The sequence below is a fragment of the Mesorhizobium sp. WSM4822 genome (assembly GCF_055811155.1).
This window is the reverse complement of sequence record NZ_JBVVQM010000002.1, coordinates 440191-455636: the sequence shown is the minus strand read 5'-3', so window position 1 is coordinate 455636 and position 15446 is coordinate 440191. Positions and strand designations below refer to the sequence as shown.

The window sequence follows — 15446 nt, the reverse complement described above, 5'->3', positions numbered from 1 at the left end:
GCCCGGCTCCCGCCGGGCGGGATCGCGCGGCAATTCGGGAAGGATTTCTGAATGGTCAGCCTGCTGAGAAATCAAAAAGTCCGCAACGCACTGTTGCAGATCCTGTATGTCGGCTCGATCGCCGCGATGGTGCTTGCCGGCATTGTGATCGCCAGACAGAACCTGGCGGCGCAGGGGATCACCTCCGGATTCGACTTCCTGTTCAAGTCGACGGGCTGGGACCTGAACTTCTCGCTGCTGCCCGCCACGGCCAACGACCCTTATTGGTGGTACTTCCTCATCGGGATCATCAATACGCTGTTTCTGGGAACCGTCGGCCTGACGCTGGCGACGATCGTCGGAACGATCGTCGGCCTGGCGCGGACATCCTCGAACGAATTGGCCCGGCTGCTCGGCCGCACCTATGTGGACATCTTCCGAAACATCCCGCTGATCCTCCAGGTTTTTTTCTGGTATGCCGTCATCACCCATCTGCCGACGCCGCGCGCCGCGCATGAGGGATGGGGCTTTCTCCTCACCAGCCGGGGGCTTTACATCCCGTTCCCCAATATCAGCAGCGCCGCGCTCGCTGCGGCGACATTGGCTGTGATTGCCGCCATCGCGCTGCCGATCTGGCTGGGCAGGACATCGCGCCTCAGCCTGCCGGTCGGCCAGCGTGGCGGCATTCAGCTTGCCGGCACGGCGGCGGCACTTGCCTGCGCGGCCATCGTTCTGGTGGCCGGCCGCCTGGCCGACTCGCCGCTGCTCGATTTTCCGGCGCTGCAAGGTCTCAATCTGCGAGGCGGCCTGCGCATTCCGCCGGAGTTTGCGACACTGGCCATCGCGATCGCCATCTATGGCGGCTCCTACATCGCCGAGATCGTGCGCGGCGGGTTCAAGGCTGTCGGCAAGGGCCAGGTCGAGGCGGCTCTTTCCCTGGGCCTCGGCCCGTGGCGGGTCTTCATGCTGGTGCGGCTGCCGCTGGCACTACGCGCCATGCTGCCAATCCTCGCCAACCAGTATGTCTGGCTGATGAAGGCGACCACAATGGGCATCGCGGTGGGCTTCACCGATTTCTTCATGATCGTGGCGCTGACGATCAACCATTCCGGCCAGACAATCGAAGCGATCGGCATCCTGATGGCTGGCTTCCTCGTCATCAACCTCAGCCTCGCCGCCATCTTCAACCGCATCAACAAAGCAATCGCCCTCAAGGGCAACCAGTTGAGGGGGTGAGGGATGGAAATGGTCGTTGTCGCCCCTCCTGCCATTGGCAAGATCGAGGATCTGAGGCGGCGCTTCTTTGCGACGCCCCTGCAGGCATTGCTGTCGCTGGCTTCCCTGGCGGTCATGGTCTTCCTGGCCTGGAAGCTCCTGAATTGGGCGGTTTTCTCGGCTGTCTTCACGACGAGCGGCGGACCCGAAGCCTGCCAAGCGGCGGCGGGAGCCTGCTGGTCGGTCATTGCCGCGCGATGGCGCATCATCCTGTTCGGCCTCTATCCCTATGACGAGCAGTGGCGGTCGGCCCTGGCTTGCCTGATCGTCGTGGTCATGACGGTGCTAAGTTGCGTTCCAGCCTTCTGGACGGGTCGCCGCATCGCACTCGTATGGGGAGCCGGAACGGCGCTTTTCTACGTGCTGATGAAGGGCGGCGTGCTTGGTCTGCCCTATGTCGGCGAGGAGGCCTGGGGCGGACTGGCGCTGACCCTGTTCATCTTCGTGACCACCTGCCTGATCGGCTTCCCGCTGGCGATCTGCCTGGCGCTGCTGCGCCGCTCCGGCCTGCCATGGATTTCCCGCACCACCGGCCTCATCATCGACGGGGTGCGTTCATTGCCTCTGATCTCGATCCTGTTCACCTTCGCCATCGTGCTGCCGTTCGCACTGCCGCAATGGCTGGTGGGCGACAAGCTGTACCGGGTGATCCTGGGCTCGGCCCTGTTTTTTTCCGCCTACCAGGCGGAGATCGTCAGGGGTGGGATGCAGGGCGTTCCCAGTGGGCAAGAAGAGGCAGCCATGGCGCTTGGCATGCGCTATTGGCAGCGCGTCGGCCGCATTCTTCTACCGCAGGCCATGCGCAATGCGCTGCCGGCGACGATCAACCAGTTCGTGATCTCGTTCAAGGAAACCTCGCTGGTGATCATCGTCGGCTTCTTCGAGATCCTGGCCTCCGGCAATGCCGCCTACGGCACCGGCGAGTGGCGCTTCGCCTATGTCGAGGTCTATGCCTTCATCGCCTTCATCTACTTCATCTTCGTGTTCAGCCTGTCCCGCTATGGCGCTTTTCTCGAGCGCCGTATGTCGGTCGGCGAACGATAGGGGGCGTTTACGTGATTTCAGGAAACTCGCCCCGATCCAGCGGCCCCGCGGTGCTGATCGAAAATCTCGACAAATATTACGGGACATTCCAGGCGCTGCGAAAGGTGAGCTTGTCCGTGGATCGCGGCGAGAGGATCGTCGTCTGCGGCCCGTCCGGCTCCGGCAAGTCCACCATGATCCGCTGCATCAACCGTCTGGAGCAGCACAATGGCGGCCGGATCACCGTGCTCGGCACCGAGCTCAACGACGATGTCGGCAACATCGACGGGATCAGGCGGGAAGTCGGCATGGTGTTCCAGCACTTCAACCTGTTTCCACACATGACGGTGCTGGAGAACTGCATGCTCGCGCCCATGATCGTACGCAAGGTGCCGCGCGCGGATGCCGAGGCGACCGCCCGGCGCTATCTGGAGAAGGTACGCATTCCCGAACAGGCGATGAAGTATCCCGGTCAATTGTCCGGCGGCCAGCAACAGCGGGTCGCGATAGCGCGTGCCCTTTGCATGCAGCCCGAGATCATGCTGTTCGATGAGCCGACCTCTGCGCTCGACCCGGAAATGATCGCGGAAGTGCTCGACGTCATAGTCACGCTCGCCTCCGAAGGCATGACAATGATCTGCGTCACGCATGAGATGGGTTTTGCGCGCCGGGTTGCCGACCGGGTAATTTTCATGGATGGAGGCGAGATCGTCGAACAGGCGCCTCCCGATGAATTCTTCACCTCCTCCCGCAACGAGCGCACGCGGCAGTTCCTGTCGCAGGTGCTTGGTCACTGATCGATGCAACGATCCCGCGTCAGGCCGCAGCCATGTCCGTGACTGATCCCGTCACCGCCTTGCGCGAGATGCTCGGACCGAAAGGCTGGCTTTCGGGCAGCGATGCCAGGCCCTATCAGCGCGATTGGCTCGATCGCTACGGCGTCGCGGCTCTGGGCGTGGCCAGGCCTGCGGATACCTCCGAAGTGGCCAGTGTCGTAAAGACATGCCACGCGGCCGGCCTGGCGGTCGTGCCGCAAGGCGGCAACACCGGGCTTTGCGGCGGCGCCGTCGCCGATCGGCCGGATGCGGTGATCGTTTCGCTTTCGCGCATGACGGCGATCGGCAAACCGGACTTGGACAGCGGCTCGATCCTCGTCGAGGGGGGAGCCGTGCTTGCCGCGCTGCACGAGGCGCTGGAACCGCACGGCCTGATGTTTCCGATGCATCTCGGCGCGGAAGGCAGCGCCAGGATCGGCGGCCTGGTCGGCACCAATGCCGGCGGCAGCCAGGCGTTCCGGTATGGCATGATGCAAGACCTCGTGCTTGGCCTGGAGGTCGTGACCCCTGACGGAGCGATATGGAACGGGCTGCGCGCGGTGCAGAAGGACAATGCCGGCTATCAGTTGCGCAAGCTCTATTGCGGCGCGGAAGGAACGCTTGGCATCGTGACGCGCGCGATCCTGCGGCTCTACCCGATGCCGCGGCGGCAGGCGAGCGCGCTTGTCGTCATGCCCGATTTCGCCGCGGCGGTTTCGTTTGGCACCTTTCTGCGGGGCGAGGCGGGGGAATTCCTGACCGGGCTCGAGTTCTTCTCCGACATCGGGCTGGGACTGGCCCTGAAACACCTGCCCGACCTAGCCTACCAGTTGGAGGCACGCGGCGAGGTCTATGTGCTGGTCGAACTGGCATCGGGCGCCCCCCGCGTTCCGCTCGACGAGATACTGGCTTCGGCGCTGGAGTGGGGCATGGAGCAAGGCCTGGTGCTGGACGGAGCATTGGCGGCGACGGGCGCGCATCGCGCACAATTCTGGCGGCTGCGAGAAGAGCAGCCGGAAGGACAGAGGCTGGAAGGTGAGCAACTGAAACACGACATCTCGGTGCCTCCGGGCGCTATCGCCCGTTTCGCCGAGGCCGGCGCAGAGATCTGCGACGACATTCTTCCCGGCGTGCGGATAAACCCGTTCGGGCATCTCGGCGACGGCAACATCCACTACAATCTGTCGCCGCCGGAAGGCCGCGCCGATTTTGACGGCAAGGCCGAGCGGTTCGCCGAGGCGCTATCGTCGCTCGCCACGCAATTGGGCGGCAGTTTCGCGGCCGAGCATGGGCTTGGCCGCGCAAAGATCGCCATGGCCGACCGAAACCGCAGTCCATTGGAACGCGAACTCATGGCGCGGCTCAAGGATGCATTCGATCCACGGGACACGATGAATCCGGGCGTGCTGGTGCACGCTGCTCGGCAAAGAAAAACTTTCGAATAGACGGCATTTCTTGATTTCGCCCCGAACCGCCTGCGTGCACCTATGAACCGAAGGCAGGCTCGATCGACCTGCCGCCAAAGTGAGGATGTCGAAGCATGATCCGCAATGGCGGCCGCCTTCTCGTCGAGTGCTTGATCGGGCTTGGCGCGACCAGGAGCTTCGGCGTGCCCGGAGAAAGTTATCTGGCCGTCCTGGACGCGCTGCACGACACGCAGGGAAAGCTGGACTACACGCTTTGCCGCAATGAAGGCGGCGCGGCGTTCATGGCCTCGGCCTACGGCAAGTTGACCGGCTCGCCAGGCATCTGTTTCGTGACGCGCGGCCCAGGCGCCACCAACGCCAGCATCGGCGTTCACACGGCCATGCAGGACAGTTCGCCGATGATCCTGTTCGTCGGCCAGGTCGGCACCGACATGAAGGGCCGCGAAGCGTTTCAGGAAATCGACTACCGGGCGGTGTTCGGCACGGTCGCCAAATGGGCGGTCGAGATCGACGATGTCGCGCGCCTGCCCGAGATTGTGGCGCGGGCATGGACGACCGCATTGACCGGACGACCTGGTCCCGTCGTGGTCGCGCTGCCCGAGGACATGCTGACCACCATGACCGAAGCGGCTCCGCTCAGCGCACCGGCGGCCATTTTCGAGCCGGCGCCGGGGCCGGAAGCGATCGCTTCGGCCTTCAAGCTGCTGGCCAAGGCCGAGAGGCCGGTCCTGCTCATGGGCGGCGCCAACTGGACCGTGGACGGACGCGCGGCGCTACAGGCTTTCGCAGAGGCTTCCGACATCCCTGTCGTGGCGGCCTTTCGCTATCAGGACCAGTTCGACAACCATTCGCCGGTCTTTGTCGGCGAGGCCGGCGTCGGCATGGTGGCGCATGTCAAAGCCCTGCTCCGCGAGGCCGACGTGATCCTGGCCGTCAATGTGCGTTTTGGCGAGATGACCACGGATGGCTATACGCTGCTGTCCGTGCCGGTGCCGCGCCAGAAACTGATCCATGTCCATGGCTCCGATCGCGAGATCGGCAAGATGTATGTGCCGGCCATCGGTATCCATGCCGGGCCGAACGCTTTTGCCCGGGCGTTGACGCCCGTCAAAGGCGGCTGGGCGGACTGGCGCGCCGCGGCCCGCAAAGCCTATGAAGGGACATTCGGCGCGCCCGTCCAGCCCGGCCCGGTGGACATGGTGGAGGTCAGCGCCTGGCTGCGCGAAAACCTGCCTGCCGACGTCATTCTCACCAACGGCGCCGGCAATTTCACCGTCTGGCCGAACAAGTTCTTCAAGTTCGGGCCGGACGCACGGCTGCTCGCCCCGCAGTCTGGCGCCATGGGCTACGGCCTGCCGGCGGCAATTGCCGCCAAGGTTGCGTTTCCAGAACGCACGGTCGTCTGCTTTGCCGGCGACGGCGACTTCCAGATGAATTGCCAGGAACTCGGAACCGCCATGCAGGCTGGCGCGCAGCCGATCGTGCTGATCCTCAACAACGGCATCTACGGCACGATCCGCGCCCATCAGGAGCGCCACTATCCGGCGCGCGTTTCGGGCACGTCGCTCGAAAACCCTGATTTCGTGACACTGGCAAAGGCCTATGGCTTCCATGCCGAGCGGGTCGAGGCGACGCGCGATTTCGCGGCGGCGTTCGATCGGGCGCTCGGATCCGTGACGGGAGCGGTCCTCGACATCGCCATATCTCCCGAAGCGCTGACGCCCCGACAGACCCTTTCCCAGATGCGTGACGCCGCGCTCGCTTCCCAGAAGGCCAAGGCATGACCTCCAAAGACGACATCCGTCTCGGCGCGGACATCGGCGGCACGTTCACCGACGTCGCGCTCGACCTCAGGGGAACGATCTTCTCCACCAAGGTGTTGACCAATTATGCGGCGCCCGAGCAGGCGATCCTGGACGGCATTGCCGTAGTCACGCGCGATGCCGGTATCGCGCTTGCCGAGATCGGCATCATCATCCACGGCACGACGCTGGCGACGAATGCGCTCATCGAACGCCGTGGCGCCAAGACCGCGCTGGTCACCACCGAAGGGTTCCGCGATGTCATCGAGATGCGCACGGAAAACCGCTTCGAGCAGTATGACCTCGACCTGCAGCTGCCGGCGCCGCTAATCCCGCGCGAGCACCGTTTCACGGTAAAGGGCCGGATCGGTGCGGAAGGCCAGGAGCTTCAGCCGCTCGACGAAGCCGCCCTGGAAGGCATTGCCGACCGGATCGCGGCCGGCGGCTTCGGCTCCGTGGCGATCGGCTTCATCCATGCCTACACCAACCCTGATCATGAGCGCCGGGCACGCGCTATCCTGTCCCGCAAGCTTACCATCCCGATTTCGATCAGCGCCGAAGTCTCGCCGCAGATGCGAGAGTTCGAACGCTTCAACACGGTCTGCGCCAACGCCTATGTGCGGCCGCAGATGGCGGACTATCTCGCGCGTTTCCAGACCCGCTTGAAGGAGATGGGCGCCGAGTGCCCGGTCTTCATGATCCATTCGGGCGGCGGTCTGATCTCGGTGGAGACGGCCTCGGAATTTCCCGTGCGCCTCGTTGAGTCCGGCCCGGCCGGCGGCGCCATCTTCGCCGCCGACATCGCCAGGCGATTCGGCCTGGAAAAGGTCGTCTCCTATGACATGGGCGGTACCACTGCAAAGATCTGCCTGATCGAGGATTATGCGCCGCGCACCGCCAGAACCTTCGAAGTGGCGCGTACCTATCGCTTCTGCAAAGGTTCCGGCATGCCGATCTCCATTCCCGTGATCGAGATGATCGAGATCGGCGCCGGCGGCGGCTCGATCGCCTGGGTCGACGCCATGGGCCGCATCCAGACCGGTCCCGAAAGTGCCGGATCGGAACCTGGCCCGGCCTGCTACGGCCGCGGCGGCAGGCGCCCGGCCATCACAGATGCCGACCTGGTGCTCGGCAAGCTCGATCCCGACAATTTCGCCGGCGGCGCCATCAGGCTGGACACGTCCGCATCCGAACAGGCGATCCTGCGCGATGTCGGCGAACGCCTGTCGCTCGATGCCATGGCGACGGCCTTCGGCATCTGCGAGGTGGTGGACGAGAACATGGCCAATGCCGCCCGCGTCCATGCTGTCGAAAACGGCAAAAACATTTCCGACAACGTGATGATCGCCTTCGGTGGCGCGGCCCCGCTTCACGCCGCAAGGCTTTGCGAGAAACTCGGCATCGACCAGTGCATCGTCCCCAAGGGCGCGGGCGTCGGATCGGCGATCGGCTTCCTCAAGGCTCCGTTCGGCTACGAAGCCCTGGCATCCCGGCTGACGCGGCTGTCGCAGTTCAAGCCGGCCGAGGCCAATGCTTTGCTAGACGACCTCAAAGTGTCAGCCGAAAGCTTCGTGCGGGCAGGGGCCAACGGTGCGATCACATGCGAAATCACCGCCTTCATGCGCTACGCCGGCCAGGGCTGGGAAATCCCCGTGCCGCTGCCGGACAAGCCGTTCGGCAAGGATGCCGCAACCACGCTCGAGGATTTGTTCCAGGCGAATTACCAACGCTTCTTCGGCCGCGCCATCGAAGGACTTGGCGGCCTGGAAATCGAGATCGTCACCTGGTCCGTGAAGGCGACGGATGTCCGGCCTGCTGTCGCCAGGCACGAGCTGATCACCGGCAAGCGGACCACTCAGCCGGCAACAAGCCGCGCGGTGTTCGATCCGGCCAGCGGTGCGCCGCGGACCTATGGCATCGTCGAACGGGAGGGGCTGTGCACCGGCGATCGGGTGGCGGGCCCGGTCATCATCGTCGAACGCGAGACGTCCACCGTCGTCACCACGAGCTTCGACGCCGTCATCCAGAGCGACGGCGCGATCCTTCTGATCCGCAAAGGCAGCCAGGCATGAGCGACATCAGTGAAATCCGCATGCAGGTCATGTGGAACCGGTTGATCTCGGTGGTCGAGGAGCAGGCCCTCACCTTGCTGCGCACGGCTTTCTCGACATCGGTGCGCGAATCCGGCGACCTGTCGGCGGGCGTGTTCGATCCCCGCGGCCAGATGCTGGCACAGGCGGTGACGGGAACGCCCGGCCATGTCAACACCATGGCCGAGGCGGTGCTGCATTTCATGAACGAAATCCCGCGCGAAACCATGTTCGAGGGCGACACCTACGTCACCAATGACCCCTGGTTGGGCACGGGCCACCTGCACGACATCACCATGGTGTCGCCGTCGTTCCTGAACGGCGAATTGGTTGCGTTCTTCGCCTGCACGGCGCATGTGGTCGATGTCGGTGGGCGCGGCTTCGGCGCTGACGGCAAGTCGGTCTACGAGGAAGGCATCCAGATCCCGATCATGAAGTTCGCGGAGAAGGGCAAGGTCAATCTCGATCTCGTCAGGATCCTGCGCGCCAACGTCCGCGAGCCGAACCAGGTCGTCGGCGATTTCTATTCGCTCGCCGCCTGCAACGAAGTCGGCCACCGACGCCTCGTCGACATGATGAAGGAGATCGGCCTGGCATCGCTGGACGGGCTTGGCGAGTTCATCTTCTCGCGCACACGCGACGCCATGGTCGAACGCATCAAGGCGATGCCCAAAGGCAGCTGGTCGAACGCGCTGGTGACCGACGGCTACGACGAGCCGGTGAAACTCGCGGCGACCGTCACGGTTCGGGACGCCGGCGTCGAGGTCGATTTCACCGGTACCGACCCGATGAGCCGATGGGGCATCAACTGCCCGATCATCTACAGCAAGGCCTATGCCTGCTACGCGTTGAAATGCGTGGTGGCGCCCGATATTCCTAACAATGCCGCGTCGCTCGCCTTCTTCACCGTGTCGTCTCCGGTCAACATCCTGAACGCCGTGCGGCCGGCGCCGGTGGCGCTCAGGCACATCTTCGGCCATATGGTTCCCGATCTGGTGCTCGGCGCGATCGCCAAGGCGATGCCCGGCAAGATCCTTGCCGAGGGCGCCGGCGCACTGTGGAACATCCATATCTCGGTTCGGCCGGTCTCCGGCGGTTCGGGCCGCCGCGCCGAGGTGTTGATGTTCAATTCCGGCGGCATGGGCGCGCGCCCCGGCCTCGACGGATTGTCGGCGACGGCCTTCCCCTCCGGCGTCCATACGATGCCGATCGAGGCAACGGAGCACACCGGCCCGATCGTCATCTGGCGCAAGGAGCTGCGGCCCGATTCCGGCGGCGACGGCGAGTTCCGCGGCGGGCTCGGGCAGGTTATCGAAATCGAGGCGATCGAGGGCCATGAATTCGATTTCTCGGCCATGTTCGACCGCGTCAATCATCCCGCCCACGGGCGCAACGGCGGCGGACCTGGAGTGGCCGGCGTGGTCAGGCTGGACGATGGCACGCAGATGCGACCCAAAGGCTGGCAGCATGTTCCGGCTGGCCGTCGGCTGATCCTCCAATTGCCGGGCGGCGGCGGCTATGGCGATCCGTCCAAGCGCAGCACCGAGGCGCGGGCGAACGACCGCTCCAAGGAATACATTTCGGAGAACGGCAAATGAGCTACATTGCCTCGCGCCTGTCTGCGGTGAAGCCTTCGGCGTCCATGGCTGCTTCGCAAGCAGCCAAGGCCCTGCGCGCCAAGGGCGTCGACGTTATCGATCTTGGCCTGGGCGAGCCGGATTTCCCGACACCGAGCCATATCATCGAAGCGGCGCATTTCGCCGCGAAGGCCGGCCAGACGCTATACACGGGTGCCGCCGGCACGGCTGAGGTGCGCGAAGCCGTGGCCGGCAAGTTCCGCCGCGAAAACGGACTGGACTACACGGCGGACGACGTCGTCGTGGCCAATGGCGCCAAGCAGATCATCTTCAACGCGCTGATGGCGACGCTGGAGTCTGGTGACGAAGCGATCCTGCCGGCGCCCTACTTCGTCTCCTATCCCGAGATGGTGAAGCTGCTCGGCGGCACGCCTGTCGTTATCGAGTGCCCGGAAACTTCCGGCTTCCGGCTGACGCCGGAGCTGCTCGAAAAAGCCATCACTCCAAGGACGAAATGGCTGTTCCTCAACATGCCCGGCAACCCCTCCGGCGCCATATATTCGCAATCGGACCTGCGGGCACTCGGAGCGGTTTTGGCAAGGCATCCGCAGGTGCTGGTGCTTTCCGACGAGATTTACGAGCACATCCTGTTCGACGGACGCGACTTCGTCTCCTTCGGCAAGGCTTGCCCGGAACTCAGGGACCGCACCCTGATCGTCAACGGCGTCTCCAAATCCTATGCGATGACCGGGTGGCGTGCCGGCTATGCCGCCGGGCCGGCGCCGCTCACCAGGGCGATGGCGATCATCCAGAGCCAGTCCTGCACGTCCGTCTGCTCGATCGCGCAAGCGGCGACGGTGGCCGCGCTCAACGGCCCCCAGGACGAGGTGGCACGCTTTCGGCAGGCGTTCGAGGCGCGCCGCGACCTTGTCGTCGACGGCATCAGGCGGATCAACGGTCTTACGCTTTCGCCACCGGAAGGCGCCTTCTATGCCTATATCGGATGCGCCAGCCTGATCGGCCGCAGGACCCCAAAAGGCGTCGTGCTCGAGGACGACACGGCAGTGGCGAATTATCTCCTGAACGAAGGGCGCGTGGCCTCGGTGCCGGGCGCCGCCTATGGACTTTCCCCCTATTTCCGCATCTCGACCGCGACCGGCGAAGAGGTGCTGACCGAAGCGATCGCGCGCATCAACGCCGCCGTCGCGCAAGTGGAGTAAATCATGCCGCATTACGAACGCATCCTGATCACCGGCGCGGCCGGCCGCCTCGGTTCGGAACTGCGAAAGGGGCTGGTGCCGCTGGCAAAAACGATCCGCCTGGCCGGCCGCGAACCGTTCGGCGATCTTGCTCCACACGAGGAAGAAGCGGTCTTCGACCTCGCCGATATGGAGGCGACGTTTGCCGCCACCAAGGATTGCGATGCGATCGTGCATTTCGGCGGCGCACCACTCGAATGCGAATGGCAAACCATCCTGGATTCCAGCATCCGCGGCTCCTATCACCTCTACGAGGGCGCCCGGAAACACGGGGTGAAACGAGTCATCTATGCCTCCTCCGTGCATGCCGTCGGCTATCACGAGGTCGAGGCGCATATCGGCGTCGACGCGCCGGTGCGTCCCGACAGCCTCTATGGCGTGTCGAAGAACTTCGTCGAGAGCCTGAGCCGGCTTTACTGGGACAAGTTCGGCATCGAGACGGCATGCCTGCGCATCTTTTCGTCCTTCCCCGAACCGGCGGACCGTCGCATGCTGTGGTCATACCTCTCCTTCGCCGATTGTGTGCGTCTGGTCGAGGCAGCTCTCACCGCGCCGCGCGTCGGCCATACGATCTCCTTCGGCCTTTCCGACAACAAGGTGAAAACGGTCGACAACAGCGGCGCCAACCATCTGGGGTTTTCTCCGCAGGATAGTGCCGAGCCGTTCCGCGCAGCGGTCGAGGCGAAGACGCAGATTCCGGATCCCAAGGCGCCATCGGTGAAGTATCTGGGCGGGTGGTTCTGCGAGCTTGGCCATCCGGACGACAAACAGGCGTAGCTGCCAATCCGCTCGATGGCGCAGAGCGGAAGCCGAGATGCGGCAGGCGACGGATTCACGCGTGGTGGCGGAGATCGAGGAGGTTGTCGGCGGCGCCGGCTTCGATGTGCCACGCCGACCACGGTCATGGATCAGATCTGGCAGCGGTACCTGCAGACGATGCCGGACTTCCCCCAAGCGTTCATCCACCTTGGGCGTCGAAGACTTAGGCATTTACGTGCTGAGCGTCTTCTCGTCGCACATGTTTCACGCCGCCCACCAGATGGGCCCCCTGAAATATTGACGGTTGCCGGTCGTCATCGGTTTTGGGATTCTCATCTGATCTGGTAGTGGGATCCAAATCACAGGAGATGGCATGCCGAACGATGTAATCGTGCGCGACAGCAATGGCGCTCAATTGAATGACGGTGATTCCGTAACGCTGATCAAAGACCTCAAAGTCAAAGGCACTTCGGAGACGATCAAGCGCGGCACGTTGGTGAAGGCCATCCGCCTGAACGGCAATCCCGGCGAGATCGAATGCAACACCAAGCAAGTGAAAGGCCTGGTGCTCAAGACCGAGTTCGTGAAGAAGGCGTGAGCCTCAAGGCGGCAAGCGATCTCGATGGCTCCTTCGGGATTTTGGAGAGCCTGCCGTCGCCAAGGGGGCTGCGGAGCCGTTGAGCGTCCGGCACGCGATCGTTGCGCTGCGAATTGATAACTTCGCCGACCAGGCACAATCAAAAAAATCGCCAAGTCCCAAGCTGGAACCTCCGGCCTCATTGCGCGTTTCACGGCGTCCCGTTCGCGGACCCGCCCGGATATCTCTCCAAGCGCGCGAAAACCAGGAGCCCGCTTCATGCACGACAAGCTGTTTCATTCACCGGTCGCACTGTCGGTCGGCCTCGGCCTCAAGCGCGAGATTGCCTCGCTGGCCGAAATGCACGATTTCCTCACCGATTGGACGACCTCCCGCCGCGGCCCGCTTTACCGAAACGCGGTGGAGACATGTGATCTGGCCGTTCCAGGTTATGTGAGCGTCGAGCAGGCGCGCCGGGCGTTGCTCGAATTCGCGCAAGCCGCCGGCATCCTGTGGCCGGACCTCGAGCCGGTGGCGGGCGTGCACGCCGTTGCGCGTGGCTATGGCGGCTACGCTGCCTGAAGATTGATGTTCTCCGTGGCGGCTAAAGCCACACCACCATAGAAAGCCCGGCTGGCCCTCAGCCGGGCTTTCGCGTTTCCGGCAGCTCGCAAGGAAATCGCAATCCTGTAGCCGTGTGTCTTGGGCGACAATCCCTGCGTGGAGTGTCGGGAAGAGCCCGCGCAAAAATCTTTATGAAATTCCTATTTCTTTCCACTGCGCCTCGTCTCGAACCTTTATGGCGATCGGGTCCATATTCCTTTCAGAAAATACAACCGGTTCCGTCGCCAAAGATGCGACGGGACACTTTCGAGATATTGCGAACTCTCTTGTCAAATCCGCAAAGTACAAAAGAACAAAAGGAATAAACACAATGGATATGGCCGTTATCGGAATCGGAATTTTGTTCTTTGCCCTTTGTTTCGCCTACATAAAATCTTGTGACGCGCTCTAGAGCGAGGCTGAAAAAATGATCGTCGACTATATTCTCGGTGGCGGCGTTACGCTGTTCCTGCTCGCCTACCTGACATACGCCCTCGTTCGTCCAGAACGCTTCTGAAGGCACGGAAAGCCACACCCATGACACTGAACGGTTGGATACAGATCCTGGTCTATTGCGGGATCGTCGTTTTGCTGGTGAAGCCGCTCGGCGGCTACATGCACCGCGTCTTCAACGGCGACCGCACGCTGCTTTCGCCGGTCCTTCGCCCGCTTGAGCGTGGGCTTTATCGTATTTGCGGAACCAGCGAACGCGAGGAACAGCACTGGACCACCTACGCGGTCGCCCTGCTGCTCTTCAACCTCGCCGGCTTCCTGGTGCTTTATGCGCTGCAGCGCCTGCAGGGCAGCCTGCCTTACAACCCTGCCGGCATGACAGCGGTTGAACCAGGGTTGGCCTTCAACACCGCCGCCAGCTTCATGACCAACACCAACTGGCAGAACTATGGTGGCGAGAGCACGATGTCCTATCTCGTGCAGATGGCCGGGCTGACGGTGCAGAACTTCGTTTCGGCGGCCACCGGCATTGCCATCGCCATTGCGCTGATCCGCGGCTTTGCCCGGGCGTCCGGCAAGTCGATCGGCAATTTCTGGGTCGATATGACCCGCTCCACACTCTATCTGCTGCTGCCGTTCTGCATCGTGCTGACGCTGGTCTATGTCTGGCTCGGCATGCCGCAGACGCTCGGCGCCTACGTCAACGCCACGACGCTGGAAGGCGCGCAGCAGACCATCGCCGTCGGCCCGGTCGCTTCGCAGGTGGCCATCAAGATGCTCGGCACCAATGGCGGCGGTTTCTTCAACGCCAATGCCGCGCACCCGTTCGAGAACCCCGACGCGATCTCCAACCTGATCCAGATGGTGTCGATCTTCGCCATCGGCGCCGCCTTGACCAATGTCTTCGGCCGCATGATCGGCAACCAGCGCCAGGGCTGGGCGATCCTCTCGGCCATGGGCGTCATGTTCATCGCCGGTGTCGCCATCTGCTACTGGGCGGAAGCCGCCGGCAACCCGCTGGTGCATGCGCTGGGCATCGACGGCGGCAACATGGAGGGCAAGGAGAGCCGCTTCGGCATCGCCCTGTCGGCGCTGTTTGCCGTCATCACCACGGCCGCTTCCTGCGGCGCCGTCAACGCCATGCACGGCTCCTTCACCGCGCTCGGCGGCATGATCCCGATCATCAACATGCAGCTTGGCGAAGTTATCGTCGGCGGTGTCGGCGCCGGTCTCTACGGCATCCTGATGTACATCGTCGTCGCCGTCTTCGTCGCCGGCCTGATGGTCGGCCGCACGCCCGAATATCTGGGCAAGAAGATCGAGGCCAAGGAGGTCAAGATGGCTATGCTGGCCATACTGTGCCTGCCGCTGGCGATGCTGATCTTCACGGCCATCGCCGTCGTGCTGCCGACCGGCGTGGCGTCGATGGGCAATGCCGGCCCGCACGGCTTCTCCGAGGTTCTGTATGCCTACACTTCGGCGGCGGCCAACAACGGTTCGGCCTTTGGCGGCCTCAGCGGCAACACGCCCTGGTACAACATCACGATCGGCATCGGCATGCTGATGGGCCGCTTCCTGGTCATCATCCCGGCGCTGGCCATTGCCGGCTCGCTGGTGGCGAAGAAAACGGTTCCGGCTTCCGCCGGCACCTTCCCGACCGATGGCCCTCTGTTCGTCGGGCTGCTGGTCGGCGTCATCCTGATCGTCGGTGGCCTCACCTTCTTCCCGGCGCTCGCCGTCGGGCCGATCATCGAGCACCTGGCGATGGCTCACGGGCAGACCTTCTGAGACCGTCATGTCCTGGTTC

At 63.6% G+C, this 15446-nt stretch carries 13 protein-coding genes; all 13 read left to right on the top strand.

The genetic code is table 11. The features are described from left to right. Positions 1–51 precede the first annotated feature (51 nt). A complete protein-coding gene (locus AC0L3E_RS07005; protein ID WP_127267662.1) occupies positions 52–1215 on the top strand; it encodes an ABC transporter permease subunit in 1164 nt (387 codons plus the stop codon). A 3-nt stretch (positions 1216–1218) separates the two neighbouring features. Beyond that, positions 1219–2298: an amino acid ABC transporter permease gene (locus AC0L3E_RS07000; RefSeq protein WP_127267663.1), complete on the top strand. Its 1080-nt coding sequence runs from the start codon at positions 1219–1221 to the stop codon at positions 2296–2298. An 11-nt stretch (positions 2299–2309) separates the two neighbouring features. Continuing rightward, positions 2310–3074 (top strand): amino acid ABC transporter ATP-binding protein, encoded by a 765-nt coding sequence (locus AC0L3E_RS06995; RefSeq protein WP_127267664.1) that lies wholly within the window; start codon positions 2310–2312, stop codon positions 3072–3074. Positions 3075–3106: 32 nt separating this feature from the next. Then, positions 3107–4537 (top strand): FAD-binding oxidoreductase, encoded by a 1431-nt coding sequence (locus AC0L3E_RS06990; RefSeq protein WP_473604517.1) that lies wholly within the window; start codon positions 3107–3109, stop codon positions 4535–4537. Positions 4538–4632: 95 nt separating this feature from the next. Then, positions 4633–6303, top strand: a complete 1671-nt coding sequence (locus AC0L3E_RS06985) for a thiamine pyrophosphate-binding protein (RefSeq protein ID WP_473604516.1) — start codon at positions 4633–4635, stop codon at positions 6301–6303. Continuing rightward, entirely contained in the window at positions 6300–8393 is a 2094-nt protein-coding gene (locus AC0L3E_RS06980; RefSeq protein WP_473604515.1) for a hydantoinase/oxoprolinase family protein, read from the top strand. Before AC0L3E_RS06985 ends, AC0L3E_RS06980 begins: the two co-directional genes overlap by 4 nt. Next, positions 8390–10009, top strand: coding sequence for a hydantoinase B/oxoprolinase family protein (locus AC0L3E_RS06975; RefSeq protein WP_127320509.1), 1620 nt, complete (start codon positions 8390–8392; stop codon positions 10007–10009). The genes AC0L3E_RS06980 and AC0L3E_RS06975 overlap by 4 nt, the downstream gene beginning before the upstream one ends. Further along, positions 10006–11208, top strand: coding sequence for a pyridoxal phosphate-dependent aminotransferase (locus AC0L3E_RS06970; RefSeq protein ID WP_473604513.1), 1203 nt, complete (start codon positions 10006–10008; stop codon positions 11206–11208). Before AC0L3E_RS06975 ends, AC0L3E_RS06970 begins: the two co-directional genes overlap by 4 nt. Positions 11209–11211: 3 nt before the next feature. Continuing rightward, complete coding sequence (locus AC0L3E_RS06965; protein WP_473604512.1) at positions 11212–12024, top strand: NAD-dependent epimerase/dehydratase family protein; 813 nt, start codon at positions 11212–11214, stop codon at positions 12022–12024. A 355-nt stretch (positions 12025–12379) separates the two neighbouring features. Beyond that, positions 12380–12604: an alkylphosphonate utilization protein gene (locus tag AC0L3E_RS06960; protein ID WP_013529641.1), complete on the top strand. Its 225-nt coding sequence runs from the start codon at positions 12380–12382 to the stop codon at positions 12602–12604. 258 nt (positions 12605–12862) lie between these two features. Continuing rightward, positions 12863–13165, top strand: a complete 303-nt coding sequence (locus AC0L3E_RS06955) for a DUF982 domain-containing protein (protein WP_473604511.1) — start codon at positions 12863–12865, stop codon at positions 13163–13165. A gap of 448 nt (positions 13166–13613) precedes the next feature. After that, a complete protein-coding gene (locus AC0L3E_RS06950; RefSeq protein WP_032808122.1) occupies positions 13614–13703 on the top strand; it encodes a K(+)-transporting ATPase subunit F in 90 nt (29 codons plus the stop codon). 20 nt (positions 13704–13723) lie between these two features. After that, positions 13724–15427 (top strand): potassium-transporting ATPase subunit KdpA, encoded by a 1704-nt coding sequence (gene kdpA, locus AC0L3E_RS06945; RefSeq protein WP_127273222.1) that lies wholly within the window; start codon positions 13724–13726, stop codon positions 15425–15427. The last annotated feature ends 19 nt before the right edge of the window (positions 15428–15446 follow it).

What these genes read in the sequence shown, in the direction of transcription:
- AC0L3E_RS06955 (WP_473604511.1), top strand. Translation starts at nt 12,863, where the DNA reads ATGCACGACAAGCTGTTTCATTCACCGGTCGCACTGTCGGTCGGCCTC.
- AC0L3E_RS06965 (WP_473604512.1), top strand. Translation starts at nt 11,212, where the DNA reads ATGCCGCATTACGAACGCATCCTGATCACCGGCGCGGCCGGCCGCCTC.
- AC0L3E_RS06970 (WP_473604513.1), top strand. Translation starts at nt 10,006, where the DNA reads ATGAGCTACATTGCCTCGCGCCTGTCTGCGGTGAAGCCTTCGGCGTCC.
- AC0L3E_RS06975 (WP_127320509.1), top strand. Translation starts at nt 8,390, where the DNA reads ATGAGCGACATCAGTGAAATCCGCATGCAGGTCATGTGGAACCGGTTG.
- AC0L3E_RS06960 (WP_013529641.1), top strand. Translation starts at nt 12,380, where the DNA reads ATGCCGAACGATGTAATCGTGCGCGACAGCAATGGCGCTCAATTGAAT.
- AC0L3E_RS07000 (WP_127267663.1), top strand. Translation starts at nt 1,219, where the DNA reads ATGGAAATGGTCGTTGTCGCCCCTCCTGCCATTGGCAAGATCGAGGAT.
- AC0L3E_RS06990 (WP_473604517.1), top strand. Translation starts at nt 3,107, where the DNA reads ATGTCCGTGACTGATCCCGTCACCGCCTTGCGCGAGATGCTCGGACCG.
- kdpA (WP_127273222.1), top strand. Translation starts at nt 13,724, where the DNA reads ATGACACTGAACGGTTGGATACAGATCCTGGTCTATTGCGGGATCGTC.
- AC0L3E_RS06980 (WP_473604515.1), top strand. Translation starts at nt 6,300, where the DNA reads ATGACCTCCAAAGACGACATCCGTCTCGGCGCGGACATCGGCGGCACG.
- AC0L3E_RS06950 (WP_032808122.1), top strand. Translation starts at nt 13,614, where the DNA reads ATGATCGTCGACTATATTCTCGGTGGCGGCGTTACGCTGTTCCTGCTC.
- AC0L3E_RS07005 (WP_127267662.1), top strand. Translation starts at nt 52, where the DNA reads ATGGTCAGCCTGCTGAGAAATCAAAAAGTCCGCAACGCACTGTTGCAG.
- AC0L3E_RS06985 (WP_473604516.1), top strand. Translation starts at nt 4,633, where the DNA reads ATGATCCGCAATGGCGGCCGCCTTCTCGTCGAGTGCTTGATCGGGCTT.